The organism is Parundibacterium terreum (assembly GCF_014636315.1).
GTDB classification, from domain to species: Bacteria; Pseudomonadota; Gammaproteobacteria; order Burkholderiales; family Burkholderiaceae_D; genus Undibacterium; species Undibacterium terreum.
In genome coordinates this window covers 655521-681771 of the sequence record NZ_BMED01000002.1, presented here as the reverse complement: position 1 = coordinate 681771, position 26251 = coordinate 655521, and the positions used below count along the sequence as shown (strand labels likewise).

19 protein-coding genes are annotated in these 26251 nt (G+C 56.1%); 7 read left to right on the top strand and 12 right to left on the bottom strand.

Going from position 1 to position 26251, the window contains the following annotated elements:
* Window positions 1-59 precede the first annotated feature (59 nt).
* A complete protein-coding gene (locus IEW12_RS12100) occupies window positions 60-977 on the bottom strand; it encodes a LysR family transcriptional regulator (protein WP_188566290.1) in 918 nt (305 codons plus the stop codon).
* A 93-nt stretch (window positions 978-1070) separates the two neighbouring features.
* Here IEW12_RS12100 and IEW12_RS12095 point away from each other — a divergent pair, with 93 nt between their 5' ends.
* The gene (locus IEW12_RS12095; protein WP_188566289.1) at window positions 1071-2066 is read left to right on the top strand and encodes an SDR family oxidoreductase; all 996 of its coding nucleotides are present in this window, start codon (window positions 1071-1073) and stop codon (window positions 2064-2066) included.
* Between the two features lie 56 nt (window positions 2067-2122).
* On the opposite strand, the gene IEW12_RS12090 is transcribed toward IEW12_RS12095, so the two are convergent.
* From IEW12_RS12090 to IEW12_RS12070, 5 genes are all read right to left on the bottom strand, one after another.
* Window positions 2123-3235 carry an NADH:flavin oxidoreductase/NADH oxidase gene (locus tag IEW12_RS12090; RefSeq protein WP_188566288.1) on the bottom strand — a complete coding sequence of 371 codons (1113 nt, stop codon included), beginning with the start codon at window positions 3233-3235 and terminating at the stop codon, window positions 2123-2125.
* Window positions 3236-3580: 345 nt separating this feature from the next.
* On the bottom strand, window positions 3581-4954 hold the full coding sequence (locus IEW12_RS12085; protein WP_188566287.1) for an efflux transporter outer membrane subunit: 1374 nt from the start codon (window positions 4952-4954) through the stop codon (window positions 3581-3583).
* Between the two features lie 2 nt (window positions 4955-4956).
* Window positions 4957-6078: an HlyD family secretion protein gene (locus IEW12_RS12080; protein WP_188566286.1), complete on the bottom strand. Its 1122-nt coding sequence runs from the start codon at window positions 6076-6078 to the stop codon at window positions 4957-4959.
* Window positions 6079-6109: 31 nt separating this feature from the next.
* Window positions 6110-7717, bottom strand: coding sequence for an MFS transporter (locus IEW12_RS12075; protein ID WP_188566285.1), 1608 nt, complete (start codon window positions 7715-7717; stop codon window positions 6110-6112).
* 337 nt (window positions 7718-8054) lie between these two features.
* On the bottom strand, window positions 8055-9080 hold the full coding sequence (locus tag IEW12_RS12070) for a CDP-6-deoxy-delta-3,4-glucoseen reductase (RefSeq protein ID WP_188566284.1): 1026 nt from the start codon (window positions 9078-9080) through the stop codon (window positions 8055-8057).
* Between the two features lie 12 nt (window positions 9081-9092).
* On the opposite strand from IEW12_RS12070, the gene IEW12_RS12065 reads away from it, so the two are divergent.
* The gene (locus IEW12_RS12065; RefSeq protein ID WP_188566283.1) at window positions 9093-10004 is read left to right on the top strand and encodes an NAD-dependent epimerase/dehydratase family protein; all 912 of its coding nucleotides are present in this window, start codon (window positions 9093-9095) and stop codon (window positions 10002-10004) included.
* Window positions 10005-10034: 30 nt separating this feature from the next.
* On the opposite strand, the gene IEW12_RS12060 is transcribed toward IEW12_RS12065, so the two are convergent.
* The 4 genes from IEW12_RS12060 to IEW12_RS12045 form a co-directional block, all read right to left on the bottom strand.
* Complete coding sequence (locus IEW12_RS12060; protein WP_188566282.1) at window positions 10035-12707, bottom strand: CHASE domain-containing protein; 2673 nt, start codon at window positions 12705-12707, stop codon at window positions 10035-10037.
* 99 nt (window positions 12708-12806) lie between these two features.
* Window positions 12807-14600, bottom strand: a complete 1794-nt coding sequence (gene tfpB, locus IEW12_RS12055; protein WP_188566281.1) for a type IV pilus assembly ATPase TfpB — start codon at window positions 14598-14600, stop codon at window positions 12807-12809.
* Between the two features lie 22 nt (window positions 14601-14622).
* Entirely contained in the window at window positions 14623-15438 is an 816-nt protein-coding gene (locus IEW12_RS12050) for a spermine/spermidine synthase domain-containing protein (protein ID WP_188566280.1), read from the bottom strand.
* A gap of 13 nt (window positions 15439-15451) precedes the next feature.
* Window positions 15452-15946, bottom strand: coding sequence for a DNA-deoxyinosine glycosylase (locus IEW12_RS12045; RefSeq protein WP_188566279.1), 495 nt, complete (start codon window positions 15944-15946; stop codon window positions 15452-15454).
* A gap of 319 nt (window positions 15947-16265) precedes the next feature.
* On the opposite strand from IEW12_RS12045, the gene IEW12_RS12040 reads away from it, so the two are divergent.
* A complete protein-coding gene (locus IEW12_RS12040; protein WP_229751064.1) occupies window positions 16266-16721 on the top strand; it encodes an Mpo1 family 2-hydroxy fatty acid dioxygenase in 456 nt (151 codons plus the stop codon).
* 96 nt (window positions 16722-16817) lie between these two features.
* On the top strand, window positions 16818-17270 hold the full coding sequence (locus IEW12_RS12035; RefSeq protein WP_188566278.1) for an outer membrane lipoprotein: 453 nt from the start codon (window positions 16818-16820) through the stop codon (window positions 17268-17270).
* A gap of 92 nt (window positions 17271-17362) precedes the next feature.
* On the opposite strand, the gene htpG is transcribed toward IEW12_RS12035, so the two are convergent.
* Window positions 17363-19267, bottom strand: coding sequence for a molecular chaperone HtpG (gene htpG, locus IEW12_RS12030; RefSeq protein WP_188566277.1), 1905 nt, complete (start codon window positions 19265-19267; stop codon window positions 17363-17365).
* Between the two features lie 329 nt (window positions 19268-19596).
* Between htpG and IEW12_RS12025 the strand changes: the two genes are divergently transcribed.
* Window positions 19597-20379: a 3-hydroxybutyrate dehydrogenase gene (locus IEW12_RS12025; RefSeq protein ID WP_188566276.1), complete on the top strand. Its 783-nt coding sequence runs from the start codon at window positions 19597-19599 to the stop codon at window positions 20377-20379.
* 77 nt (window positions 20380-20456) lie between these two features.
* Here IEW12_RS12025 and cysS read toward each other — a convergent pair whose 3' ends face one another.
* Window positions 20457-21842, bottom strand: coding sequence for a cysteine--tRNA ligase (gene cysS / locus IEW12_RS12020; protein ID WP_188566275.1), 1386 nt, complete (start codon window positions 21840-21842; stop codon window positions 20457-20459).
* Window positions 21843-22146: 304 nt separating this feature from the next.
* On the opposite strand from cysS, the gene IEW12_RS12015 reads away from it, so the two are divergent.
* Together IEW12_RS12015 and IEW12_RS12010 are read left to right on the top strand one after the other, a co-directional pair.
* On the top strand, window positions 22147-23331 hold the full coding sequence (locus IEW12_RS12015; protein WP_188566274.1) for a GGDEF domain-containing protein: 1185 nt from the start codon (window positions 22147-22149) through the stop codon (window positions 23329-23331).
* Between the two features lie 768 nt (window positions 23332-24099).
* Complete coding sequence (locus IEW12_RS12010; protein ID WP_229751063.1) at window positions 24100-26202, top strand: HDOD domain-containing protein; 2103 nt, start codon at window positions 24100-24102, stop codon at window positions 26200-26202.
* Window positions 26203-26251: the final 49 nt, after the last annotated feature.

The following is a 26251-nucleotide window of genomic DNA, read 5'->3' as shown; positions in this document are numbered from 1 at the left end:
TGCGTCAAAATGTTTTTTGCCCTATTTTAATTTTTTCATCTATTTGTAAAATAACAATATCAAGCGAGATTTCGCTGCATGATTCCGAGCAACAACTCCGCAACCAGTTGCACCGCCTTGTCATGGCTGCGCCGCTTGTGCCAGGCCATGTCCACGCTGAAGCTGCCCGCATCCACCGGCGGGATGAATTGTTTCAGCTTGCTGGAATTGCTCCAGTGCCTGGCCATGCTGCGTGGTATCAGCGCGATTGCGTTGGATGCCTCCACGATGGAAGGCACAGTCAGGAAACTGGAAATGGAAATGCCGACCCGGCGCTGGTGGCCCAGTGCCGCGAGCTGCTGGTCGAAAGGGCTGGCCTGGCTGCCTTTGGCAGACATCAGCACATGTGGATAGGAGGTAAATTCTTCGACGCCGGGGTATTCGGCGATGGGATGCTGCAGGGCGGCGATGCCGACATAGCCTTCTTGCGCGATATGGACCTTTTCCACATCTGCTGGCACCGCGCCCAGCGTGGACAGCACCAGGCTGATCTCGCCCTTTTGCAGCCTGGCGATCTCCAGCGAATTGTCGGTCCAGTTATGCACCACCAGGTTGATGCCGGGCGCCGTGTCCTGCAATGCCGCCCACAGTTGCGGCACGACCAGCGCAGCCGGGAAATCGGGCATGGCCAGATGCACAGTCTGTTTTAATTCCGACAAGGGAAGATCCGGCATATGCACCAGGCGTTGCAGTTCCTCCAGCACCTCCCTTAGCGGCGCCTGCAATTCTTCTGCACGGGCAGTCAGCGCCATGCCGCCTTTTCTTCTCTCCAGCAAGGGATCCTGGAACAGCAGGCGCAGTCTTTCCAGTGCATGGCTGGTGGCGGGCTGGGTCAGGTACAGGCGCGCGGCGGCACGGGTGACGCTGCGCTCCGTCAGCAGCGCATCCAGGATTACCAGCAAATTGAGGTCGATGGCTCTTAAATTCTTTTGGTGCATATTGCTTTATATAAAACATGCATTGGACGCATTTCACTGCGGATAATAACATGACTCCATTGCTTAACCACTTAACCACTCAAGGAGAACACGATGGAAACTACTCAGCGCACGGTATCAGCTCCAGGCACTCAAAAAGGCAGTCCTAGCATCGCACTGTTCGGCGCCTCCGGCGCAATAGGCAAGAGCGTCGCCGCCGCATTGCGTGAGCAGGGCCGCGCTTACCGGGTGGTCGGGCGCTCTGCTGCAGCGCTACAACAGAATTTTGGCGATGACCCATTGGCCGAAATCGTGTGCTGGGATACCGATGACGCCGCCTCCATGCGCGCAGCTGCGCGCGGCATCGATACTGTGATCTATCTGGTTGGTGTGGATTACTGGAAATTTGACCAGCATCCGGTGCTAATGCAAAAAACACTGGAAGCGGCCATCGCAGAAAACGTCAGGCATTTTGTACTGAGCGGAACCGTTTATCCTTACGGCATGCCCACCACAGGCAAGGTAAAGGAAGACCATCCGCGCCAGCCGCATACCTTCAAGGGCCAGATGCGCAAGCAGCAGGAAGATTTGCTGATGGCGGCGGACCGCGCAGGCAAGATACGCGGCACGGTGTTGCGCCTGCCGGATTTTTACGGCCCAGGCGTGGACAAGAGCTTGCTGGATAGCGTGTTCAAGGCAGCCCTGGGTGGCCCGCGCGCGATGATGATAGGCCCCATCGATACGCCACATGAATTTGTATATGTCCCGGACGCGGGGCCGGCCCTACTGGCCCTGGCCGACAATGACAAGGCCTATGGCCGCGTCTGGCATTTCGCCGGCGCCGATGTCATATCGCAGCGCCAGCTTGCAGGCAAGATCTTTGCGCAGGCCGGCAGCAAGCCGAGGATGCTAGTGTTTCGCAAATGGATGATACGGCTGCTGGGTTTGTTCGACCACTTCATGCGCGAGCTGGTCGAGATGCACTATCTGCAAACCTCGCCTGTGCTGATGGATGATAGCGACCTGCGCAAATTGCTGCCTGGCCTGGTCAAGACTTCCTACGAGCAGGGCATAAAGCAGACGCTGGCTGCGATGCGCGCTTCTGCATAGTTCCTGCATAAAAGAAAGCCCGGCATTGCCGGGCTACATGCATGAACGCTGCCGTATCAGCGCGCACCGTAAGCGGTGTCTTTGAACAGAGCTTCCTTGCCGCGAGGAGGCGCGCGCCAATACGGAGCAGGGGCGTGCACCGAGGCGCCGAGCTCGGCCGCCGCATGCCATGTCCAGCGTGGATCGTAGAGCATGGCGCGCGCCAGCGCCACCATGTCCGCCTGTCCGCTTGCAATGATTTCTTCTGCTTGCCGGGCTTCAGTGATCAGGCCGACAGCAATCACGGGAAGGCCTGCTGCTTGCTTGATTGCCTGGGCAAACGGTATCTGGTATCCCGGTCCCACGGTGATTTTCTGCAATGGGGAAATGCCGCCGGACGAGACGCTGATCCAGTCTGCGCCACGCTCTTTCAGGGCCTGGGCAAAGGCAATCGTCTGCTCCAGGTCCCAGCCGTCATTCATCCAGTCAGTAGCGGAAACCTTGACGCCTATCGGTTTACCTGCAGGGAATACAGCACGCACCGCATCGAAAATTTCCAGTGGAAAGCGCATGCGGTTTTCCAGCGAGCCGCCATATTCATCGTTGCGCACATTGGCAATCGGCGACAGGAACTGGTGCAACAGATAGCCATGCGCCGCATGGAGTTCAAGACCGTCCACGCCTAACCGCGCCGCGCGTCTGGCGGTATCGACGAAGGCGTCGCGCAAGCGTTGCAGTCCCGCGGCATCCAGTGCCTGCGGCAGGATTTCGCCCTCCTTCTGCGGTAAGGCCGAGGGGGCCAGGGTTTGCCAGCCGCCCTGTTCCTCGCTGAGCATTTGGCCGCCATTCCAGGGCGTGTCGCTGGATGCCTTGCGGCCGGCGTGGCCGATCTGCATGACGAGTGCAATGTCGGCATGCTCGCGCACGGCGGCAACCACTGGCTTCAGGGCAGCTTCGGTGTCGTCGTCCCACAAGCCGAGGTCACCCGGCGTGATGCGGCCTTCCGGCGTGACTGCAGTTGCTTCCATGATCAACATGCCGGAGCCGGATAAAGCCAGGCCGCCCAGATGGATCAGATGCCAGGAAGTCGGCTTGCCGTCTATCGCTACATACTGGCACATTGGAGACACGGCGACGCGGTTGCTGATCGCCAGATCGCGGAATTGGAAAGGTGAAAACAGGGCGCTCATGAACAGATTCCTAAAGATGGGTTGTTGATGCAGTCCACTATAGGGGCTGGGCGGTTTGGGATAAACCTGTCGGCAGGAACTACTATCCGGACAGAATTGTCGTGAATCTGCCTTGTTAGGCATAAGGTAGGCACAAGAAAAATTGGCGATGATTGGTCGGAATAGTGCGGGGGGCTGTGTCCGGAGCAGGGCATGGCAAGAGCTGATTGCAATATTGGCAACCCAGGCATGATCGGGTGATATGCCACTGGAACAAGCAGCTTAGAATTCCGGCGGCATGAAAAAGCCCGGCACTGGCCGGGCTTTTTCTTTGGAGAGCCGCGTACAGCTCATTGCTTCATTGTTTCACTGCTGCCAGCCGCCCCCCAGCGCGCGATACAGGTTCACCGATGCAACCAGCCGGGCGGCCTGTAGTTGCAGCAGTGCTTGCTGCACATTGAAAAGATTGCGTTGCGCATCGACTTCGTCGAGGTAGGACACATAACCGGCCTGATACCGGCTGTGGGCGATCCTGACCGCTTGCGTCAGCGCCTCGGTCTGCTGCTGAGCTTCCGAGATCTGGACCGCCAGCCGGTCGATGGCAGCGAGCTCATCTTCCACTTCGCCAAATGCCGTCAGTACTGTTTTTTCATACGTGATCAGCGCCTGGTCGGCACGCGAAACACTGGCATTGACCTGGGCCGTTAATCTGCCGCCTTCAAATACCGGCGCCAGGATGCTGCCGCCCAGGCTCCACAAGGTAAACGGATCGCCGGACAGCGCGGTCGATGTGACGCGCCCCAGGCTGGCCGACAATTTCACGGAAGGCAGCAGTTGCGCTTTGGCTGCAGACAGGCGCTCATTGCTTGCCACGACTGCATCTTCTGCGGCTGCGATATCCGGTCGCCGTTTCAGCAGTTCCGATGGCAGGCCAGTGCCCGGCAATTCAGGATAGGCGATCTCATCCAGCGCCTTGCCTCTGGCAATAGGCCCCGGTGCCTGCCCCAGCAAGATGGCCAGGCGATGCTCTGCCTGGTGGATTGCCGTTTCCAGTTGCGGGATGACTTGCGCGGTTGCATGGTATTCAGACTTTGACTGCGACAGTTCCAGAAATGAAGTATCGCCGTTGTCGCGCCTGGATTGCGCAAGCTTCAGGGCCGAGGTACGCGACACCAGGGTCTGGCGTGCCACGATCAGCCTGGCATCCAGCGTACGCAGGTTGATATAGGTAGCCGCGATATTTGCTGCGACACTCAGCGCAACCGCGTCCTGGTTGGCCTTGCTGGCAGCGAGAGACGCTTCTGACGCTTTGGTCAGTGCGCTGAGCCGCCCCCATACATCTACTTCATACGCAGCCTGGAATTGTGCCTGCGCATTGTTGGCCGAATACGGCTTGCCAAAGGGATTCAAGGCCCTGGCCCTTTCTCCGCCTGCCCCGAATCCCAGCGAGGGTAATTCTTCCCCGGCCTCAAAATCGCGCAGGGCTCTCGCTTCTGCAACCCGGGCGGCTGCGATTCTCAGGTCCTTGTTGTTGCGCAAGCCCTGATCGATGAGCTGCGCCAGCACCGGGTCGCCAAAGTTGTTCCACCATTGCTGGTCCAGCCGGCTTTCGCCCGTGGCCTTGGACCATTGCTCGGGAACCGCAAGATCCATAGACTGCGGTTTCAACTGTGCCGTCGTGCAGGCGCTCAGAAAAAAAGCGCAGGCAAGTAGCTGGATGCAAGGCTTTAAATTAAACATGCTCATTGCTTGGCCGCGGTGGAAGGGGACTTGGACGGCGATTTCGCCGTATCCACGCTGGCGACCACGGACATGCCCGGCCTGAGCCGGGCCGCCAGCGGATCACTGGTATCGATGGCGATACGCACCAGCAGGCGCTGAGGGATTTTCGTGAAATTCCCAGTCGCATTGTCGGGGCGGATGGTACTGAACTCCGAGCCTGTCGCCGGCGATATTCTTTCTATCGTCCCCTTCAGCTTTGCGTCTGCCAGGCCGTCGACGGTGAAGGATACTGGCTGCCCCGGCTCCATATGGGCGGTCTGGGCTTCCTTGAAATTGGCGACCACCCAGACCGTGGAAGGCACCAGCGGCATCAATTGCGTTCCCGGTACAACGTATTGCCCCAGCTTGACTCCGACCTCTCCGACCTGGCCGCTGCGAGGGGCGCGTATGCTGGTGTTTTCCAGATCGATTTCCGCCAGGCGGACGCTGGCTTTGGCGCTTGCAACAGATGCTTCAAGGGCCGAGCGATTGACTTTGACCGAGGTCAGATCCTGCTTCGACGATATGCTATTTGCATCTGCCTGCCGGACGGCGGCTTCTGCCTGTTTGGTGCCGGCTTCTGCCTGCTGCAACGCGGCCCGGGTCAGATCATGTTCTCTTTGCGACAGCGAATCTTCTTTCATCAATGCATCTACTCGGCGCATATCCGCCGTGGCTTTTGCCAACTGGGCTTTGGCATTGGCCAATTGCGCGTGGGTGCTGGCGATCTGCGCCTCTCCTACCTGTACATTGGCTTCGCGCACGCGCAAAGTCTGCGGAAAATTCGACAGTGCGGTTTCCTGGACTGCCAGCAGGCTGCGCGCTTGTTCCAGCCTGGCGCGGTAAATGCGATCGTCCAGCTTGACCAGGACCTGGCCGGCAGTGACTGAACTGAAATCCTGCACCGGGACTTCAGTCACATAGCCGTCAACCTTGGGCGCAATGATGGTGACACTGCCGCGTACATAGGCATTCTCAGTTGTTTCTAAAGCGCTGGAAAAAGGCGGTAGATGCCAGGCATACAAGACCAGCAGCACACCTATCAGTATAGGCAGCGTAATCCATGGCTTCAGGCGCGCATTAATTTCGGAGAGGCTGGTCATATTGTCGGTTATCCGGTTTGGAAGGGTTGGTCTATGTGCTCAGGGTTTTTTTGTTCTCAATATTTCGCATCAGATTTACTATCAGCAGCCACAGGAAAGTCAGTGCTGCAACTGCGGCGATGACTTCGAACGTGTCGTTATAGGCGCGCACGGATGCCTCTACATTGGCCTGCTGCCCCAGTGTCGCCAGCGCTCTTGAAGTCGCTGCGGCCCGGTCGCTGCTAGTGCCGCTGAAACCGGCGGCCATCTGGCTGATACGGGAAGCCACCTGCGGGTTGGCCAGCGAAAGATATTGGCTCAGTTCGCTGAAATGGAGTTTCTGTGCATCCACCACAAAAGTGCTCAGCCAGGCACTGGCCGCCAGTGTCGCCAGTGCCTGGCCACCGCTGAAGACAGCAGCAAAGCTGGGAAAGTTCTTCATACCGCCTTCCATTAGCTTGGTAAAGCCGAGTGCGATCGCTGAAGAAAGATACATGGAGGAACCGAAGGCGATCAGTGACTGGCTGAAATAAAGTTCAGAGGGTCTGGTCAGCGAGGTAGAGTTGGAATCCAGCCAGGCACCCAGACAGACCAGCAGCAGGGCCACCAAGCCGGGAATATGCAGTTTGCCGGTTGCGATAATCAGGCCGGCGACGATAAACCCAAGTACGGTGGAGAGCAAAATCCACACGAACAGGATCTGCATCTGATCATTGTTCATTCCTAGTGCATTCAGCAAGCCTACAGCACCGACAGTTTGTTCGCTCAGCACCAGGCGGAATAATACAATTGTCAGCAGCAGGCGGCGCATGAAAGGCCCGAACAGCCATTTCAGGTCTAGCAGCGGACTGCTGCGATGCAAATCGAGATGCAGGTAGACACCAAAGCACAGGATGGAAATTGCCAGCATGATGCCCAGCCACTCGCTGTCTGTCCACCAGACGGTCCTGCCCTGCGTCAGCACGATAGCCATCAATCCCAGCGAGATGGCATAAAAGACAAAAGCAAAGATGTCTCCCGGACAAAAGACTTTTTGCCGTGGAGGGGGCATCAGCCTGATTGCATTGATTGCCCCGAGGGCAATCACCGCCAGCGACATGTCCAGTATATTGAGGCCCTGCCAGCGTCCAATTTCCAGCAAGGATTCCGGAAGTATGCGCGACAGCGGCGCACCGAGTTGTAGCGTGCCTATGCCCAGGACCAGTCCGACCAGGGCAAACTTTTTCGGCATGGACTCGACCATATACAGCAGTGCCAGTGTGCTAAGGCATGCAGCCGCAAATCCTTGCATTGCCCTGACGAAGATTGCACTGCGCATGTCGTCTGCAAACAGCAGGATGATGGTGCCGGCCAAAAAGCAACTGATGGCGATATTGGTGAACAGGCGCAACCCATACTGCAGCCTGAATTTTGTCATCAGCAGGGATGTGGACAAATAGGTCGCCCAGAACGCCGAAGTCAGCCAGCCGATTTCCGCCGCCGTTACTCCCAGCGAACCCTGGATGGCGGTCAAGTTGGAGTTGATCATGTTGATGCCCAGGCTCTGCGTAGTCCCTATCAGCACAGACACCAGAGCGCAGGCAATACCGTGCCTGATGTCATAGGCTTCGACCGGCGTCGCTGGAGGCGGGGTAACAGATGCTGGACTAGGATCGCTCATCGTAGTAAACCTGAACCGGTAAGGACTGCATGGGTGCGGACTAAGCCATTTTATCGACTAGTCACCGTGCTTGCTTGCAGAAATTGCTATTGTCTCACCTATGCAACGACCTCAATTTCATATTGTGTTATGAGGTTGAAAGCAGCATTCAGAATAGCTGTGGTGGAGATGCTCGCATCAGGTTCCTGGCTGAAAAGTATCCATCTGTACGATAGGGCCTCTTTCGCTGAGGCGAAGTTTCAAATTTTGGATGTTGCAGCATGGGCGATGCCCGGAGGCGGATGTAAAAAAGCCCGGCGATGGCCGGGCTATCCATGTGCTGCAAGGCAGGGGAAGGCTATGCCACCAGATCGGCTTCCGACGTAAAGGAGTCTGCATAGAATTCTTCTGCAGGCAACTGGCACATTGCGGTGAAATCGAATTTGGCAGAATCGACTACGATAGGTGCGCCGCAGGCATAGACCTGGTAATTCAGCAACTCGGCATGGTCTTCCATTACCGCGCGATGTACAAAGCCGGTACGGCCTGTCCAGCCGTCTTCCGGCTGCGCGTCTGAAACCACAGGCACATACTTGAAGTTGGGCAGCGTCGCAGCCCATTCTTCGCACAGGCTGTTCATATACAGGTCTTCCGGACGGCGGCCGCCCCAGTACAGCGTGACCGGGCGTGTCGATTCCGTATGGATCAATTGTTCCACCAACGCCTTGATCGGTGCGAAACCGGTGCCTGATGCCAGCAGGATGATGGGCTTGTTGCTGTCTTCGCGCAGGAAGAAAGTGCCTTGCGGGCCCTCAAAACGCAGGATGTCGCGTTCCTTCATCGTCGAGAATACCTGGTCGGTGAACAGGCCGCCCGGCATGTGGCGTACATGCAATGTGATCTGATCATCCAGGTGTGGCGCATTGGCCATGCTGTAGCTGCGGCGCTTGCCGTCGCGCAGCATGAATTCTATGTATTGGCCGGCACGGTATTGCAGGCGCTCGTTGGCAGGCAATTGCAGGGAAATCAGCATCACATCGTGGGACAGTTTTTCCAGCTTGGAAACGCGGCTTGGCATTTTCTTGATGGGGTAGTCGCCGCCGGAGACGATTTCGCGCGCTTCTATCTTCAGGTCGGAGTTCGGCCTGGCGCAGCAGAACAAGGAGCCGCCTTCGGCTTCTTCCGCATCCGACAAGGCCCTTTGCTGATGCACGCCGTGCGTGACGCTGCCTTCCACGATCTTGCCCTTGCAAGAACCGCAAGCGCCGTTTTTACAACCATAGGGCAGGCCCACACCGGCGCGCAATGCCGCGCTCAATACGGTTTCGCCTTCCTCGCAGCTGAATTGGCTGCCGCTAGGAGTCACAGTTACTTGAAAAGTCATACAATCCTGAATATGAAAAATAAACAAAAAAAATTAGCCAGGCCGCGGCTGCTGGTGCTGGGATGCGGAGACGTGGGTTTGCGTTTGCTGCCTTTGCTGAACCGGCAGTTCCGCGTATTTGCCGTGACCAGCCAGCCGGCCAGGGTGGCTGAACTGCGTGCCGCCGGTGCCGTTCCGCTGGTAGCCGACCTGGATCAGCGTGACAGCCTGGCCCGTTTGGCGAACCTGGCAACGCATATTGTCCATTTGGCACCACCGCGTTCCGAGGGCGAATCGGATGCCCGCACCCGTAATTTGACCGCCATTCTACCTGACAAGAGCCGGCTTGTTTACATCAGCACGACCGGTGTGTATGGAGATTGCGGCGAAGAGGAGTTTGACGAGACCCGTACAGTCGCCCCGCGCAATGCGCGCGCCAGGCGTCGCGTAGCAGCCGAACAACTATTGCGGGCCTGGGCCAAGCGCAGTCACTCTTCCTTGTCCATCCTGCGGGTACCCGGCATTTATGCCGCCGACCGCCTGCCACTGGAGCGTTTGCAAAAAGGCACGCCTGCACTGATTGAGGCAGATGACGTCTATACCAATCATATTCATGCCGAAGATCTTGCCATATTGATCAAGCTTGCATTGTTCCGCGCGTCACCGTCGCGGGTGTATCACGCAGTGGATGATAGCGATATGAAAATGGCCGAGTATTTTGACGCGGTGGCCGATGCTTTTGAGCTGCCGCGTTCTCCGCGCCTGCCGCGTGCCGAGCTGAGCGCGGCCGTCAGCCCTATGCTGCTGTCCTTCATGTCGGAATCGCGCCGCTTGCGCAATGACAGGATCAAGGCGGAGCTGGGCATGCGCCTGCGTTACGCGAAGGTGGCGGATGGCTTGCAGGATGCGCTGAAAAGGGCTAGGCCGGTGCCGTCGCAGGCCTAGTGCAGGGCAGTCCAGTGCAGCCCCGATAACCTAGGACAATACCGGCAGTTCTATGTAAAAGGTGGAGCCTTCGCCTTCTATGCTGTTGAAGTCTATGCGGCCGCCCATCTTTTCCATCATGGTCTTGGTCAGCGACAGGCCCAGGCCGGTGCCAGCATATTTGCGCGCAGCCTTGGCGTCTTCCTGTGTGAATTTCTGGAAGATGCTGCCCTGGAAATCACGTGAAATACCTATGCCATGGTCCACGACCGATACCCTGGCCCAGCCGTTGCTGCGGGACAGGTAGACCTCGACCTGGCCGTTCTTCTTGGAAAACTTGACGGCATTCGACACGAGATTGGACAGCACCTGGATAAAACGCTGCTGATCGACATTGACGACCGCATCAACGCTGTGTTCCGCATCGAACAGCAGCGTGATTGAATACTTCTGTGCATACCCCTTATTGGCGTCGATGGCTTTTTTTACCAGGGCAGGCAGCGAGGTCTCTTGCAGGTTGAATTGCATGCCGCCATATTCCAGTTTTTCAAAATCCAGCAAATCATTGATCAGCAGGGTAAGCCGCTCAGCATTGTCGTTGGCCATTTCCAGCAGGTTCTTTGCCTTGGCCGGAATAGCGCCGCCTATGCCGCCCACCAGCAGGCCCAGCGAGCCGCGGATCGAGGTCAATGGCGTGCGCAGCTCATGCGAAACTGCTGCGACAAATTCGCTCTTCAATTTCTCCACTCGCTTGCGTTCAGACATATCGTGCAGGATCAACACCAGCAGTGTTTGCGAGCCCAGTTCCACCCTGGCGATAGCCAGCTCCACCGGGATTTCCTGGTCCAGCCGTTTCTTGCCGACGACTTCCTGGCGCGCCTGCTTCTCATGCAATTCCAACTGGTCCTGCATATAGCCTTGCAGGAAGGCTTCCGATGCCGGATCCGGGAACAGGCTCAGGATATTCCTGCCGAACAGCGCGCCGCGCGGATAGTCGAACAAAATCTCTGCCGACTGGTTGGCGGATTCGATGAAGCCGCTAGGGTTCATCGTGATGATGCCCTCGGCCGCATTGGCCAGGATGGCGCGCAGGCGTTCTTCGCTGTCATTCAACTGGCTGGTGCGCTGGGTAACCAGGATTTCTACGTTGAAGGTATGTGCAGTCACCACCAGCAAATAGATGCCGAGCAGGCTGGTGAATAGCAAGCCGCCTATCATCGTGAACCACGTTATCCAGGACACATGGCTATTCCAGTAGGCGCTGGAAGGCTGGGCCAGCAGGGCATACTGGCGGCCGCCGAAATTGATGGTCGACTGGAAGAAATGTCCGGGATCGATGATCTTGATCGCATCGTAAAAAATGCCCTTGTTGCCCGGATAGGACAGGTCATAGAATTTGATCAGGATATTTTTCTGGTCTTGCTTGCTGAGCGCATCTTCTATCACTTCACCCATCCGTAACACACTCATTGCCACGCCCTGAAAAGCTTCCCTTCTTTTTTCAGTGCTGTCCAAAGGCTTGCCGGGTGCGTAGATGGGCGCATACAGCAGGACCGAATGCTGTTCTCCGCTGTCGGTGACCAGAACCAGTGGATCGGTGGCGGTCAGATTGCCGCTGTCGCGGGCCTCTTCAATGGCAATCCTGCGAATATCGCTGGAACCCATGTCAAAACCGAAGGCCAGCGTGCCTGTCCTGAATGGGGCGATATAGGTGATAGGGTAGTAATCGTCGCGCGCCTTGACGGGAATCAGCTTGCCGCTGGCGTCTTTCTCGGAAACCTTGAAGCTGACATAGCCTTCCTGCAGGACCGAAGCCTCAAAGGCGGTCTTGTCGGCATGCCTGAGTTTTGGCGCCCAGATGAGTGAGGTGATCGCCTTATTGCTATCTATCGTGTGCTGCACGAAAGTGGAAAAGTCGCTGCGGTTGACCGATTTCGAGCTGGCGAAGAAGCGCTCTATATTATTGACGGCATCGGTGTGATTGTTCAGCTTGTTTTGCAGATCCTGGCTGATGCGCTCCACTTCCAGCCGGAATTCCAGGAATTGTTTTTGTTCTTCGCGGTGGCGGATATAGGTAAACACGCTGATCACGACTGCCAGGCAAATCGCCAGCGGCACCATCACATTCCAGCGGCGCGAATTCCAGATTTCCCTAGGCTGGGCAAACAGGACCATGACGATGGGCGTAATGGTCAGCACGCCCAGCGTGTCTCCGGTCCACCAGGTGAGCCAGTTGTTGATCACATGGTCGCCGGGGATGAAATGCAGCTTGTACAGCGACAGCACGCCTACGCTGGCACTGATCAGGCAGGCCAGCACGCCGCCGTGCAGAAAGAAGCGGAAGATCGATGTGTCCTTGTCTAGCGACAGGTTGCTGCCGGCGAAACGGCGTATCAGGTAGCTGCCTGCCAACGCCTGCAAGGCTGCGCCGCCGCCCAGCAAGGCTGCCAGTAGCGTTGATGCCCAGGAGATGCCGGCGGCGGATTCCCAACTGATCAGCATATTTACCAGGAAGGCACCCGCTGCAACCCCCGGCAACAGACGGTAACCTGCGACGATGATAATGCCCAGCGCAATGCCTGCCGGCGGATACACGGCCATTGCGTAACCGGGGGGAATCGCCAGCAGCAGCGACAGGCGGCCTGCCAGCAGATAAGCAAGCGCCAGCGCGCATACCTGGAACCAGGTGCGGGAAAATAAAGCCTGCCTGCTTAATACAGTCATCAGTGCTTCCTTGCCGGCCTGTTCAGGGCCGTACACAAATGCATGGATGAGACTTTGCCATAGGCGCTGCGAAAACCATAAACAGTATGGAAATAGCGATCAGACCAGCGCAGAAGTGACTTTCAATACTTCTTCCGCGGTGGTCAGTCCTTCTATGATCTTGTAAGCCCCTGCGATGCGCAGCGGCTTCATATCATCGGCGATGCTCTGCGCGCGCAAGGCATGGATGTCCGATTCTTCCCTGATCAGCTTGCTAAAGGGCTGCGTCACGGTCAGTAGTTCATAGATGCCGGTACGTCCCATGAAGCCGGTCTGCCTGCATTCCGGGCAGCCCACGGGACGGTACACGGTAGCGGGCTTTGGGATATTCCATTCTTCTGTGAGGCTCTTCCAGACCGCATCCGGCAGTTCGCCGTCGGCCGACTTGCAATGCTTGCACAGCGTTCGCACCAGCCTTTGCGCCAGGATGCCGATGATGGTTGCTTCCAGCAGATAGTAGGGAACACCCAGTTCCAGCAGCCGCATGATGGCGGAAGGTGCATCATTGGTATGCAGCGTGGACAGCACCAGATGGCCGGTCAGCGCAGCCTGGATTGCCATCTCTGCAGTCTGCAGGTCGCGGATCTCGCCCACCATGATGATGTCCGGATCCTGCCGCATCAGCGCCTTCACGCCATCGGCAAAGTTCAGGTCTATGCCCGGCTGCACCTGCATCTGGTTGAACGAGGCTTCCACCATCTCGATAGGATCTTCCACCGTACAGACGTTGACGTCCGAGGTAGCCAATGCCTTGAGCGTGGTGTACAGCGTGGTGGTCTTGCCGGAACCGGTTGGGCCGGTCACCAGGATGATGCCGTGCGGCTTGCTGGTGAGATGATCCCAGCGCACCGCGTCATTGACCGGGAAGCCCAGTTCCGGCAATGTCTTGACAACCACTTCCGGATCAAAAATACGCATCACGACTTTTTCGCCGAAGGCGGTAGGCATGGTGGATAAACGCAGCTCCACTTCCTGGCCGCCGGCGGTACGGGTTTTGATACGGCCATCCTGCGGGCGGCGTTTTTCTATCACGTCCATACGGCCCAGCAATTTGATACGCGCAGTCATGGCGATCATGACAAGTGCCGGCACCTGGTAAACCTGGTGCAAAACACCGTCGATACGGAAGCGTATGGCCGCCATCTCGCGCTTCGGTTCCAGATGGATATCGGATGCGCGCTGGTCAAACGCAAACTGCCACAGCCAGTCCACGATGTTGATAATGTGCTGGTCGTTGGCGTCTACCTGCTTATTGGCTTTGCCCAGCTCAACCAGTTGCTCGAAGTTGTTGCGCAGCGCCAGGTCGTTGTTGCTAGCTTTCTTCGCATCCTTGATCGATTTTGCCAGTGTAAAAAATTGCGAGATATATTGCGAGATATCCAGCGGATTCGCCATCACCAGCTTGATTTCCTTGCGGGTAATCTTGGCGATCTCCTCCTGCCATTCATGGCTGTAGGGTTCGGTGGTCGCGATGATAACGCTGGTCGGCGTTGATTCCACCGGCAGGATATTAAAGCGGGTCGCATAGGTGGACGACATTACGTCGGACACCTTGGTAAAGTCTATCTTCAGCGGATCTATGCGGTAAAACGGCAGTTTGACCTTGCCTGCGGTCCATTCGGTCAGCCAGTCCAGCGTCAACACGCGGTGCGGCGGCTCTGCCGATTGCAGCTTGCATTGTGCGACCGCAGTCAGCGGATGCATGGTTGCCGGACCATTGTTCAGCATTGCCTGCGCATGGTTGAAGTCCGCCTTCGCGGTTTCCTTCTTCACGATACCGTCTGCCATCAGCCAGGTAAAGATTTGCTGCATGCTCAGCGAGCGGTGTGCAGGTTTTGTCGTTGCAGTAGCCATAGTGTGCCGATCCGTTCGCGGTTCAGGAGTTTGTCTTCAGACCATTGACCCAGGATTTCGCCGGCAGGCCGGTGCTTTCCTTGATGCTTACAGCACGTTCATACAGCGCCGGAAAATCCAGCTCCGGCTTGGATTTGAAGGCAATTGCCACGACGTTGCCGTCATGGACCTCAGGCAGGCACAGCACCTGGTCAAAGGCAAAGCGCAAGGCTTTCAGGTTTTTCAGATAACTGGGGTGGTCGCCGAACAGGTTCACCGTCAGGATGCCGTTCTCGGTCAGGCAGGCTTCGCAGGCCTGGTAGAACTCGGGGCTGTCCAGCACCGGGCCGCGCGCGGTTGCATCGTACAGGTCTACCTGCAACACATCGATCTTGCCATGGTTATTGGCATCGTTGACGAATTCATTGGCATCCATTTCCACGACCTGCAGCCTGTCGTCATTCGGCGGCAGCTTGAACATGCTTTCGCAGATCGAGATCACAGCTGGATTCAGGTCTATCGCAGTTACTTGGGTTGCATCGAAATTGCGGTAGCAAAACTTGGTCAGCGCGCCGGTGCCCAGTCCGAGTTGCACTATATGCGCGGGCTGCTCTATGAACAGCATCCACATCATCATCTGCTGCGCATATTCCAGCTCTATCCAATCCGGCTTGCGCAGGCGCATCGCGCCTTGCACCCATTCGGTGCCGAAGTGCAGGAAGCGTACGCCGTCCATTTCAGACAGGGTAACGGGCGCAAACTTGGGCTTGCGGGCAGGTTTTTTCAGTGCCGCAGCAGCGGCTTTCGGGCCGGTGCGCAGGTTGGCTTCGGCTTCTATGGATTTACGTTTGATCAGCATGCGCTCATTTTACCTACAGGATAGCTTGCCACAGTAATAATTTCTGCTCAAATGACATTTGGGCATTGGCCGGCGACGAGGAGGGCAGGACCAGAGTCTGGTACCCGGCCTTGTCAAAATGCCCCTGCACCTTGCCCGCAGTCTTGCCATTGAAACAAAGTTTATGCAATTTTGGGTATTGTTGCTGTAAAGCGGAGAAATCGTTGATTTGCTGCTGCCGTATCGCAGAATCCAGGCTGCCTTGCCTCAGGCAAGAGTCAAAGATATCCCACAGGCCTATTCCATGTGCCTTGATGCCTGCCAGCCTTTGCGGATAGGGCAGCACGACCAGATCGACATTCAATACCGCCGATAGCAGGCGCCAGAACTGGTTTCTCGGGTGCGCGTAGTACTGCTGCTCCTGCAAGGAAGCCTCGCCGGGGAAACTGCCCAGTATCAGTGTTGTCGTATTTTTATCGATGACGGCGGGAAAACCCTGCAGCCGGGGTGCTTCTTCTAGTTGAGTCATGAATGTCGCGGACGATGAGTATTTCTTCAAAGATACATGATAAGTGTTCGTGCTCTTGAGGATTGTTGCAAAGTATTACTGCGTTGCAATCCCGTTCGTAGCCGGGCTTTCTCCCAAAGTCCAGGTGCCGGAGATCAGGGCAGGAGCACGGCCATTGTAAAGCCGGCGAAGATACCGGCTTGGAAGTAAGGCTCAAAACATTGTTGTAAAGCCAAGCTTCAGCTTTGTCAGCCGGGCTTTCTCAGACTACAATGGATTTATGCGCCAACCCAGGTCGGCGAATATAAAAAATATAAATAAACCATGGAGATGACGAAAAATGACAATCAGCCAAACGATGGGCCAGGCCCGGCCGGTAGACCAGTTGCTGGAAAAATATGCTGAGAGCCACCTGAACCCGGTCAATGAATATATCCACTTTGTTTGCGTGCCGGTCATCATGTGGACGGTGCTGGGACTGATCTGGGCGATACATCCTTGGGTAGCGGTGGCAGCGGCCATCGTCTCGCTGGCGTATTATTTCACTTTATCCATGTCTTTTGCGATAGGCATGAGCCTGATGGCGGCAGCGATGCTGGGCATCCTGTATGCATTGCCACCTTCCTGGGTCTTGCCGGTGGCGGTAAGCGCGTTTGTGATTGCCTGGATAGGCCAGTTTATCGGTCACAAGATAGAAGGCAAGAAGCCCTCGTTTTTTGATGACCTGCGATTTTTGCTGATAGGGCCGCTGTTTGTGCTCGGTTTTTTGTACCGGCGCCTGAAAATTTCTTATTGAAATTGCATTCGTCCCCAGGCTCACTGAACAATTCGGATAAAATCCTGTCCAACCGTTTTAATTAAACCAGTTCAATTGAACCTTTCGGAGAGTAGCGTGAAAAAATTGTTAATGATTGCCGCCATTGCGTCCCTGAGCGCCTGTGCGGTAAACCCGCAGTCGTCCAACAGCGTTTATCGTTCCGGCCAGACCCAGAACGAGCAAACGGTGCGCATGGGCGTCGTAGAATCGGTGCGGGAAGTGATTATTGACGGCGGCAAGAGCGGTGTAGGTACAGTGGCCGGTGCTGCGGTCGGTGGCATTGCCGCCGGCTCCACTATCGGTGGCGGCAATGGTTCCGCAGTTGCAGGTATCCTGGGCGCAGTAGCAGGCGGCCTGATAGGCAACAAACTGGAAGACAATGTCGCGCACCGCAAGGGCCTGGAAATTACCGTCAGGCTGGACAATGGCGAGCTGAAAGCAATCACGCAAGATGCGGATGAACCTTTCCGCGCCGGTGATCGCGTACGTCTGCTGTCTTCGGGCCGCACGACACGTGTGACCCACTAAAAGCATAATTAGCCCTCCGGTATCTGGAGGGCTAAAGTAAAAAGGCGGTGCATCATCTGATGCACCGCCTTTTTTTAAGCTAAGAGATTACTTTACTTACTCAGCAGCATCTCATTCAAGCGTTTCACGAAAGCAGCCGGATCCACCAATGTACCGCCTTCTGCCAGCATGGCCTGATCAAACAGGATATGCGACCAGTCGGCAAACTTGGCTTCTTCGTACTTCAGGCGCTGCACCAGCGGGTGATCGGGGTTCACTTCCAGGATAGGCTTGGATTCCGGTGCTGCCTGGCCTGCGGCCTTCAGCATGCGCACCAGGTTGCCGGACAATTCATTCTCGTCGGCGACCAGGCAGGCCGGTGAATCGGTCAGACGGAAGGTTACACGTACATCCTTGGCTTTGTCGGCCAGCGCAGTCTTCATCTTCTCTACCAGGTCCTTGAACTCGGTTTCAGTCGCTTCGTGCTGCTTCTTCTCGGCTTCGTCTTCCAGCTTGCCCAGGTCCAGGTCGCCTTTAGCGACGGAAGCCAGTTCCTTGCCTTCGAAGTCCGTCAGGAAGGACAGCATCCATTCATCGACCCTGTCTGTCAGCAGCAGGACTTCCACGCCTTTTTTGCGGAAAATTTCCAGGTGCGGGCTGTTCTTCGCGGCGATATAGCTGTCGGCCGTGACGTAGTAGATCTTGTCCTGGCCTTCTTTGGCGCGGCTCAGGTAGTCAGCCAGGGAAACGGTTTGCGCATCGCTGTCATTGTGCGTGGATGCAAAGCGCAGCAGCTTGGCGAGACGTTCCTTGTTGGTGGCGTCTTCGCCTATGCCTTCTTTCAAGACCTGGCCGAACTCGGTCCAGAAAGTCGCATACTTGTCTTTCTTTTCCTGCTCGTCAGCATTGGCCAGTTCTTCCAGCATGCCCAGTACGCGCTTGGTGGAACCTTCGCGGATCGCCTTGATATCGCGCGATTCCTGCAGGATTTCACGGGAGACGTTCAGCGGCAGGTCGTTGGAATCGATAACGCCTTTGACAAAGCGCAGATAGACCGGCATCAGTTGTTCCGCATCGTCCATGATGAAGACGCGTTTCACGTATAGCTTGATGCCGCCGCGCTTGTTGCGGTCCCACATGTCGAAAGGAGCGCGGCTTGGGATGAACAGCAATTGCGTGTATTCGCTGCGGCCTTCAACGCGGTTATGCGTATAGGTCAGCGGCGCCTGGAAATCATGCGACACGTGCTTGTAGAATTCTTCGTACTGCTCAGGCGTGATGTCGGATTTGCTGCGTGCCCACAAGGCGCTGGCCTGGTTCACGGTTTCCAGCTCGTCCTTCAGGACCTGTGCTTTTTTCTCTTCATCCCATTCTTCTTTCTGCATCAGGATAGGCAGCGAGATATGGTCGGAGTAGGTGCGGATCACCGATTTCAGCTTCCAGGAAGACAGGAACTCGTCTTCGCCTTCACGCAGGTGCAGGGTGATGGAAGTGCCGCGGTCGGCCTTGTCGATCGCTTCCACGCTGAAGTCGCCTTCGCCGGCAGATTCCCAGCGCACGCCTTCGGCAGCCGAAGTGCCGGCGCGGCGCGATTCCACGGTGATCTTGTCGGCGACGATAAAGCCGGAGTAAAAGCCGACGCCGAACTGGCCTATCATCGCTGCGTCTTTTTGCTGGTCGCCGGACAATTTGCCGAAAAATTCCTTGGTGCCGGATTTGGCGATCGTACCCAGGTGCAGTACCGCTTCGTCGCGGGTCATGCCTATGCCGTTGTCGGCGATGGTGATGGTACGTGCTTCCTTGTCGAAACTGACCTTGATCTTCAGGTCTGCGTCGTTTTCAAACAGGCTGGCGTTGTTGATGGCCTCAAAGCGCAGTTTGTCGGCCGCGTCCGATGCATTGGAGATCAGTTCACGCAGGAAAATTTCCTTGTTGGAATACAAGGAGTGGATCATCAATTGCAGTAATTGTTTTACTTCTGCCTGAAAACCCAGGGTTTGTTTTTCATGTTCAGACATGGTTCCCTCAAAAGTCTATGTTCTAGGTGGTGTAATTGGTCTTTAAGCGGCGGACGCGCTTATTTTTTATACCTGCACCCAAATGAGGCTTTTAACACTGTTTTCAAGAGGGTCTTGCCATAAATTGGTCTTATTTTTATGGCAATGTCTCTTTCCGTTACATTTTGACACGGCAGCGGCAAGCACGGCTCATGCAGGCTTGGTAGGATATGGGTGCGGCGGCGCACAATCTCGCCCCCGGAAAGCCCGTATTGTTTTCCTGATGTCCCGCTTTTCCCCGAATTCAGCTTTGCACGTCCCGTCCACGAGATCTACTTAAAGGAAATATCATGCAATTGAAAGATAAAGTCGCCGTCATTACCGGTTCCGCCAGCGGCATAGGCAAGGAAATTGCACAGGAATACGCTAAAGAAGGCGCCAAGGTCGTCATTGCCGATCTGGTGCTGGAAGCTGCGGTCAAGACTGCAGAAGAAATCAAGGCGGCAGGCGGCCAGGCCATAGGCGTGGCGATGAACGTCACCGACGAAGCACAGGTAGACAAGGGCATTGCTGATGCAGTAGCCGCCTTTGGCGGAATCGACATCCTGATCAGCAATGCCGGCATACAGATCATCAGCCCGGTAGTGGACCTGAGCCTGGACAACTGGAAGAAGATGCTGGCGATCCATCTGGACGGCGCTTTCCTGACTACCCGCGCCTGCATGCGTGAAATGGTCAAGGGCGGCAAGGGTGGCTCCATCATCTATATGGGTTCAGTGCATTCGCACGAGGGTTCGCCGCTGAAGGCGCCTTATGTCGCCGCCAAGCATGGCCTGGTTGGCCTGGCCAAGGTGGTAGCGAAGGAAGGCGCGAAAGACAAGATACGCGCCAACGTGATTTGCCCCGGTTTCGTGCGCACGCCGCTGGTAGACAAGCAGATCCCGGAACAGGCCAAGGAGCTGAACATCAGCGAAGAGGACGTGATCCGCAAGGTCATGCTGAAGGATACCGTCGATGGCGAGTTCACTACGGTGGCCGACGTGGCTAGGACTGCGATTTTCCTGGCGGCCTTCCCGACCAATGCGCTGACCGGTCAATCCATCGTAGTCAGCCACGGCTGGTTCATGCAATAAAGCGTTTGCAGCCACACAAAAAAACGCAGCGTATGATTTCTACGCTGCGTTTTTTTTATGGATGCAGGATCAAATTACTATAGCGGCTTGATCGTCATGCCGCCCGCGGTATCTTCCACCTCATAGCCCAGCTCGCGCAATTCATTGCGCAAGGCGTCGGCCTCCGCCCAGTTCTTGTTCTCGCGGCTGATCCGGCGTCTTTCCGCCAGAGCATGCACCTCGTCCGGGATGATTTGTTGTGGCGGCTGCCAGTTCTGCAGATCCAGGCCCAGCACCAGGTCAAACCTGTCCAGCGTGGCTTTTTTCACCGCAGGTGACAGGCTCGATTTTGCCAGTTCCCATACCACTGCCAGTGCGCGCGGCAGGTTCAGGTCTGCATTGATCTCGGTGTGGAAGCGTTCTGTAAATCCCGCATCCGGTTCTGCTGCGGTGTCTGCCTCTCCTGCCCATGACAGATAATTGTCGCGCAGCCTTTGCAGTGCTGTTTGCGCCGCCGTCAATGCCTCCCAACTGAAGTTCAACTGGCTGCGGTAGTGCGCGGTCAGGCACAGGTAGCGGTAGGCCAGCGGGTCCATGCGCTGGTCAATCAGGGTTTGCAGACGGAGGAAATCGCCGCTGGATTTGGACATCTTGCCGGCGTCTATCTGCAGGAAGTAGCCGTGCATCCAGAAGTTCGCCAGCCGGGTGCCATAGCAGGCCTCGGTCTGCGCGATCTCATTAGTATGGTGGATGGGGATGTGATCCTCGCCGCCGCAATGGATGTCAAACCAGGGCTCCAGGTATTTGGCCGACATCGCCGAGCACTCTATGTGCCAGCCCGGAAAGCCGCGGCCCCATGGGCTGTCCCATTCCATCTGCCGGGTTTCACCGGCGGGACTGAACTTCCATAGCGCGAAGTCGGTGGCATTGCGCTTGTCGCCCAATGCCACGCGCTTGCCTGCCTCCTGTCCCTCGCGGTTCAGTCGGGCCAGGTAGCCGTAGTTATCCTGTTTGGAGGTGTCGAAATACACACCGTCCGCAGTGATATAGGTATAGCCCTTTTCTTCTATCGTGCTGATGAAGGCGATCTGCTCGGCAATATGATCCGTCGCCTTGCACCATATCTGCGGAGGCAGCATGTTCAAGCTGTGCAAATCCTGCTTGAAAGCAACTGTGAAGCGCTCGGCAATATCCCAGGCCGATTCACCCGCTTTGCGGCTACCTTTTTCCATCTTGTCTTCGCCATCGTCAGCGTCGGATACCAGATGGCCGACGTCGGTGATATTGATCACATGGCGCACCGTGTGGCCGTTGAACTCCAGGGTGCGGCGCAGCACGTCTTCAAACAGATAGGTGCGCAGGTTGCCTATGTGCGCATAGTCATACACGGTAGGGCCGCAGCAGTACAGGCCGACCCAATCCTGGCGTAGTGGCTGGAAGGAACGCAGCTTGCGCTCCCAATTATCGTAAAGGAGTATGTCCATCAGGTCTGTGGAATAAAAAAATGAAAGAAACGGCGTGCCCGGTGTCGTCTGGGCAAAGAAGGGCTTACAGCATCAACAACAATGCAGGGGCAGGGCAGGCTTAACGAGAAGAGGGGAGACGCGCATTTTTTGCGGCATAAGCTTATTTGGAAACAATGCCTGCTAATTTACCACAGCAAACGGACTTTGGGATATCCGGGCTGGCTGTTTTGTGCAGTGCGCACGCTGCAAGGGTGGGCATCGCTATATAATGAAACGAGCTAATAAATTAAACAAAAGTAAATAGCCGTGGGAGAGTGCATTCATGCAAGCCCAATACCCTGAAGTCGGTGAGGAGCAATATCGCTCGCATTACCTGAATGCGGATATTGCCCAGTGCCGCCGCGTGGTGCTGGTGGCGATGTGGGCGACGCTGCCGCTGATCTATTTCGACTACGCCTTGCGCCAGCCCGGCAATATCTTCTATCTGTTGATGGCGGCGCATGCGGCGGTGTTCTTCTACTCGCTATGGCTGGCCCGGCAATTGCCGAAGATGCTGAAGGCGCCACAACTGGATCAGCAGATGCTGCGCTGGGTCTGGGTGGCGCTGGCGGTAACCCTGGCCGGCAATGCGACCCGGCCATCGGATTATTTCGGTCATTACTACATCGATATCTGGATAGTGGCGATGTACTTTGTCGTACTGCCTTTGCCGCTGCGCCTGCTGAACCCGCCCATGGTCGGCTTTGTTGCGATATCGCTGTCCATCCTGTTCTTGTACAAGCAGGCGCCCGCTGTGTCCTATACCTATAACGTGGCGCTGATGCTAATGCTGGCTGCCATCTCCGGGCATACTATTTCTTCCCGCACGCACAGGTTCCGGCGCAAAACACTGAGTGCAGAGCAGGAGCTGGAAAGACAGGCCAGCATTGATCCGTTGACCGGTGTTGCCAACCGGCGCGAGTTCATGCGGGTTTCCGATTGCGAGTTGAAGCGCCATGCCCGGCTAGGGAAAAACCTGTCGCTGCTGGTGCTGGACCTGAACCATTTCAGGCAAATCAATGAAACACACGGCTATCAGGCCGGCGAGATTGTGCTGGTGGAAGTCACACGCAGGATGAAAAGGGCAACCCGCAGCTATGATTGCCTGGCCCGCTACGGCGGCGAAGAGTTTTGTGTGCTGCTGCCGGAAGCTTCTGCGGAAGACGCAGGCAAGATTGCGGCCCGCACCAAGGCCACCATCGTTGCGATGCCGGTCTCGGTGTCCGGCAAGGAGCTGCGTGTCAGCGCTGCAGTGGGCGTGGCAACGATGCTCAGCGGCGATACCGTCGCCAGCATCTTGAAGCGTGCGGATGAAGAACTGCACAAGGCCAAAAAGCAGGAGATGGGCGGGCAGGAAAAAACCGGAAGTCCAGTTGCTGCAGAAGTGCCTTCAGCGCCGGTGGACGCTTCTCCATCTCCCGTTTCCGCTGCTTCTCCTGCTGTAGAGAGGCGCGCATCCAGCATTTAATTTCCACATGGAAATTAAATGCACCCTAAAAGCCATCCAAGCTGCCTGCGAGGCCTGCGTTAATGGATATGGATGGCTTGCTTACGCTTCCCCGCCTGGCTGCTCAAACGGCCTTTCGTTCATTCCCGCAAAACATCACGCACTAAAAAAATACAAACGTCCGCTTGAATCGGCATGTTTTGTTGACTGCTGAGTAATTGTCATGCTACACATCAAAAAGCCGAAATTTTGAAGAGAATTTACTGCTAATTCATGCAGGCTCAACTATGCTGCACTACTGAAAGGCATGGGCTGTATACAAGCCGCCGCGCGGACGGAGGCGGGTAGGGAAATGTGGAGGGCTCAATATGATACTTGTCGGGAAACTAAGTTACTTCGATGTAATATATTGGTGCTATTATTAAGGATTATCATGACGCCATCCGCAAGGAGAGGCGTTTGTTTGCCTTGCTTCGTTTGCTTGTTTTGTTTTTCCCCGTGCTGAATCTCTGGGAATAATACATGAAGTTTCTGTGAGGAAATTTTTTGAGGGGCAGCGAGGAAAACATTGAGGGCTTATCTTGTTATCGCAGCTTTGCAGGATTTCTTTAATGTCCGCGAATTTGCAAGCCAACAAGCTAATTAGCAATCAATAGTAATAGAAGCAGCTAAAAATATACAAAAACAAATAGGTTATAAGTTGCACCTGCAGCACCAGCAGTACAGGCTTTTGGTCGGGAGAGAAAAATAAAAACGACTCAACAGGATCTTGATATCCGCAGCCGCTTAATGGCCGCGCGTTTGCCATCCATGCCTCAGACCTTGCTCAAGTTAATGGAGCAATGTCAATCCGAGGAAGTGGGGGTGGCGGACTTGTCACGCCTGATCGCCCAGGATACGGCGATGACGGCCAAGATGCTGGCAGTGGCCAATAGCTCTGCTTATCACCGCAACGGCCCTTCCAACGGGCTGGATCCTGCACTGCAAGCGATCGGCACCGAGATGATCAAGACCATCGTCATCAATGAGTCGGTGTCCCAGATTTTCGATAAATTATCCCAACCGGGCGGCGCGGATCTGCGCGGCTTCTGGTCGCACTCGGTGCAGTCGGGCCTGACTGCCAAAGTCATCGCGCTGAAGACCGGCTATTCCAATCCTGAAGAAGCCTATCTGGCGGGACTATTGCATGACGTGGGCCGGCTGGCCCTGTATGCCATCTTGCCCAAGGAATATGCGTTCAATTTCTTCGCGCCCGACAATGACGATCTGTGCGCGGTAGAAGAACGCACGCTGCAGACCACGCATGCAGAAGTCGGCTCCTGGCTGATAGAGCAGTGGAGCCTGGATTCGTTTATTGCCGACAGTGTGCTGTACCACCATGAAGCGCCATCACGCCTGGAAAAGGCGCATCCGCTGATCCGCATCACCTATCTGGCCCATGCGCTCAACAGCAAGGATCTCAGCGATGCGCAACTGGAAAAGGCCGGCGCGCTGTGCGGGCTGAAACTGGATGAGCTGAATGAAATCCGTGGCAGGGTAGGCGAGCAGGTCAAGAAATCGGCCGAGCAACTGGACATTGATTTGACGGAAGAAGTGCAGGCGCCGGTGGCACCGGCTCCCGTGGTCAAGGATGCGACCAAAGACAAGATGATGGAGCAGGTGCGCGGCATGGTCCTGGCTTCGGAACTGGGGCGTTCATTCTCGCGCCAGGACGGCGAAAGCGGCTTGCTGGAAACCGTCGCCAAGTCGGCGCGCATCCTGTTCCATTTTGATGGCGCCGTTATCCTGCTGATGAATGCTACCGGCAATGCGCTGGTGGGCAGCCGTGTTGGCGAACACAGGCTGAGGCTGGCCGATTTTGCCTTGCCGCTGGAAACCGAAGGCAGCGTGATCGCGGAAGCAGTACGCGAACGCCGCGTGATGTTTACTGAAGCCGGCCAGGTTGATGCCGGCACCGGCCTGGGCGTGTTTGAAGAACAATTGCTGCGCCTGTTTAATACCGATCAACTGGCCTGCCTGCCGCTGCATGTGGATGGCGCCAGCCTGGGCGTGATCATTGCCGGCTTCATGTCCTGGCAAGATGCGGATCTGGCCAAGCGCGCCAGCTTCCTGCGGGCCTTCAGCACCCAGGCTTCGATTGCGCTGCGGGCCTTGCTGGATGAAAAACGCGATGCCGAAAACCTGACCGAGAACCTGTCCCGCAGTTATCGCGAAGCTTCCCGCAAGGTGGCGCATGAAGTCAATAATCCTTTGTCGATTATCAAGAATTATCTCGGTATCCTGGACCGCAAATTGCTGAACCGCGAAGTGGTCAGCAGCGAAGTGACGATACTGAACGAAGAAATAGACCGCGTCGGCAAGATCATCGATGAATTCGTCGAGGTGAACCCGGCGGACCAGTCCGGCAAGACCGAAGTCAGCCGCGTGGTGGGTGAAGTGGTGCGCCTGTTCCAGCAGGCCGAGTTTGCATCGCCGCTGGTCAAGATAGAAAACCGCATGCTGGATGAAACGGTGGAAATCAACGGCAGCGCCGATACGCTGAAGCAGATTTTCATGAACCTGATCAAGAACGCGCTGGAAGCAATGTCTGCCGGCGGCGTGATAGAGATCGGTAGCCAGGGCCTGGTCAATCGCGATGGCGTGCTGTATGTGGAGCTATGGGTCAAGGATACCGGCCCCGGCATACCGGCAGAAGTGATGTCCAGGCTGTTTTCACCGGTCAAGAGTAGCAAGGGCAAGGGGCACCGTGGGCTGGGCTTGAACATCGTTCACGGGCTGGTAAAGAAATTGCAAGGACTCATCAGTTGTCGCAGTACCAAGCAAGGCACTACCTTTGAAATATTTTTACCAGTAGCACAGCGTACAGAACATGAGTCTGTAGCTTACTCGTAAGCCAAAATCTTATTTGGAACAAAAATGAGCCTGATAAACTCGTATGACT

Bases quoted from the DNA above. Each gene is read 5' to 3' on its own strand.
- IEW12_RS12010 (WP_229751063.1), top strand. From the start codon at position 24,100: ATGGCCGCGCGTTTGCCATCCATGCCTCAGACCTTGCTCAAGTTAATG.
- IEW12_RS12045 (WP_188566279.1), bottom strand. From the start codon at position 15,946: ATGACTCAACTAGAAGAAGCACCCCGGCTGCAGGGTTTTCCCGCCGTC.
- IEW12_RS12025 (WP_188566276.1), top strand. From the start codon at position 19,597: ATGCAATTGAAAGATAAAGTCGCCGTCATTACCGGTTCCGCCAGCGGC.
- IEW12_RS12070 (WP_188566284.1), bottom strand. From the start codon at position 9,080: ATGACTTTTCAAGTAACTGTGACTCCTAGCGGCAGCCAATTCAGCTGC.
- tfpB (WP_188566281.1), bottom strand. From the start codon at position 14,600: ATGGCTACTGCAACGACAAAACCTGCACACCGCTCGCTGAGCATGCAG.
- IEW12_RS12060 (WP_188566282.1), bottom strand. From the start codon at position 12,707: ATGACTGTATTAAGCAGGCAGGCTTTATTTTCCCGCACCTGGTTCCAG.
- IEW12_RS12065 (WP_188566283.1), top strand. From the start codon at position 9,093: ATGAAAAATAAACAAAAAAAATTAGCCAGGCCGCGGCTGCTGGTGCTG.
- IEW12_RS12075 (WP_188566285.1), bottom strand. From the start codon at position 7,717: ATGAGCGATCCTAGTCCAGCATCTGTTACCCCGCCTCCAGCGACGCCG.
- IEW12_RS12095 (WP_188566289.1), top strand. From the start codon at position 1,071: ATGGAAACTACTCAGCGCACGGTATCAGCTCCAGGCACTCAAAAAGGC.
- IEW12_RS12090 (WP_188566288.1), bottom strand. From the start codon at position 3,235: ATGAGCGCCCTGTTTTCACCTTTCCAATTCCGCGATCTGGCGATCAGC.
- IEW12_RS12080 (WP_188566286.1), bottom strand. From the start codon at position 6,078: ATGACCAGCCTCTCCGAAATTAATGCGCGCCTGAAGCCATGGATTACG.
- IEW12_RS12050 (WP_188566280.1), bottom strand. From the start codon at position 15,438: ATGCTGATCAAACGTAAATCCATAGAAGCCGAAGCCAACCTGCGCACC.
- IEW12_RS12040 (WP_229751064.1), top strand. From the start codon at position 16,266: ATGACAATCAGCCAAACGATGGGCCAGGCCCGGCCGGTAGACCAGTTG.
- IEW12_RS12015 (WP_188566274.1), top strand. From the start codon at position 22,147: ATGCAAGCCCAATACCCTGAAGTCGGTGAGGAGCAATATCGCTCGCAT.
- cysS (WP_188566275.1), bottom strand. From the start codon at position 21,842: ATGGACATACTCCTTTACGATAATTGGGAGCGCAAGCTGCGTTCCTTC.
- IEW12_RS12100 (WP_188566290.1), bottom strand. From the start codon at position 977: ATGCACCAAAAGAATTTAAGAGCCATCGACCTCAATTTGCTGGTAATC.
- IEW12_RS12085 (WP_188566287.1), bottom strand. From the start codon at position 4,954: ATGTTTAATTTAAAGCCTTGCATCCAGCTACTTGCCTGCGCTTTTTTT.
- htpG (WP_188566277.1), bottom strand. From the start codon at position 19,267: ATGTCTGAACATGAAAAACAAACCCTGGGTTTTCAGGCAGAAGTAAAA.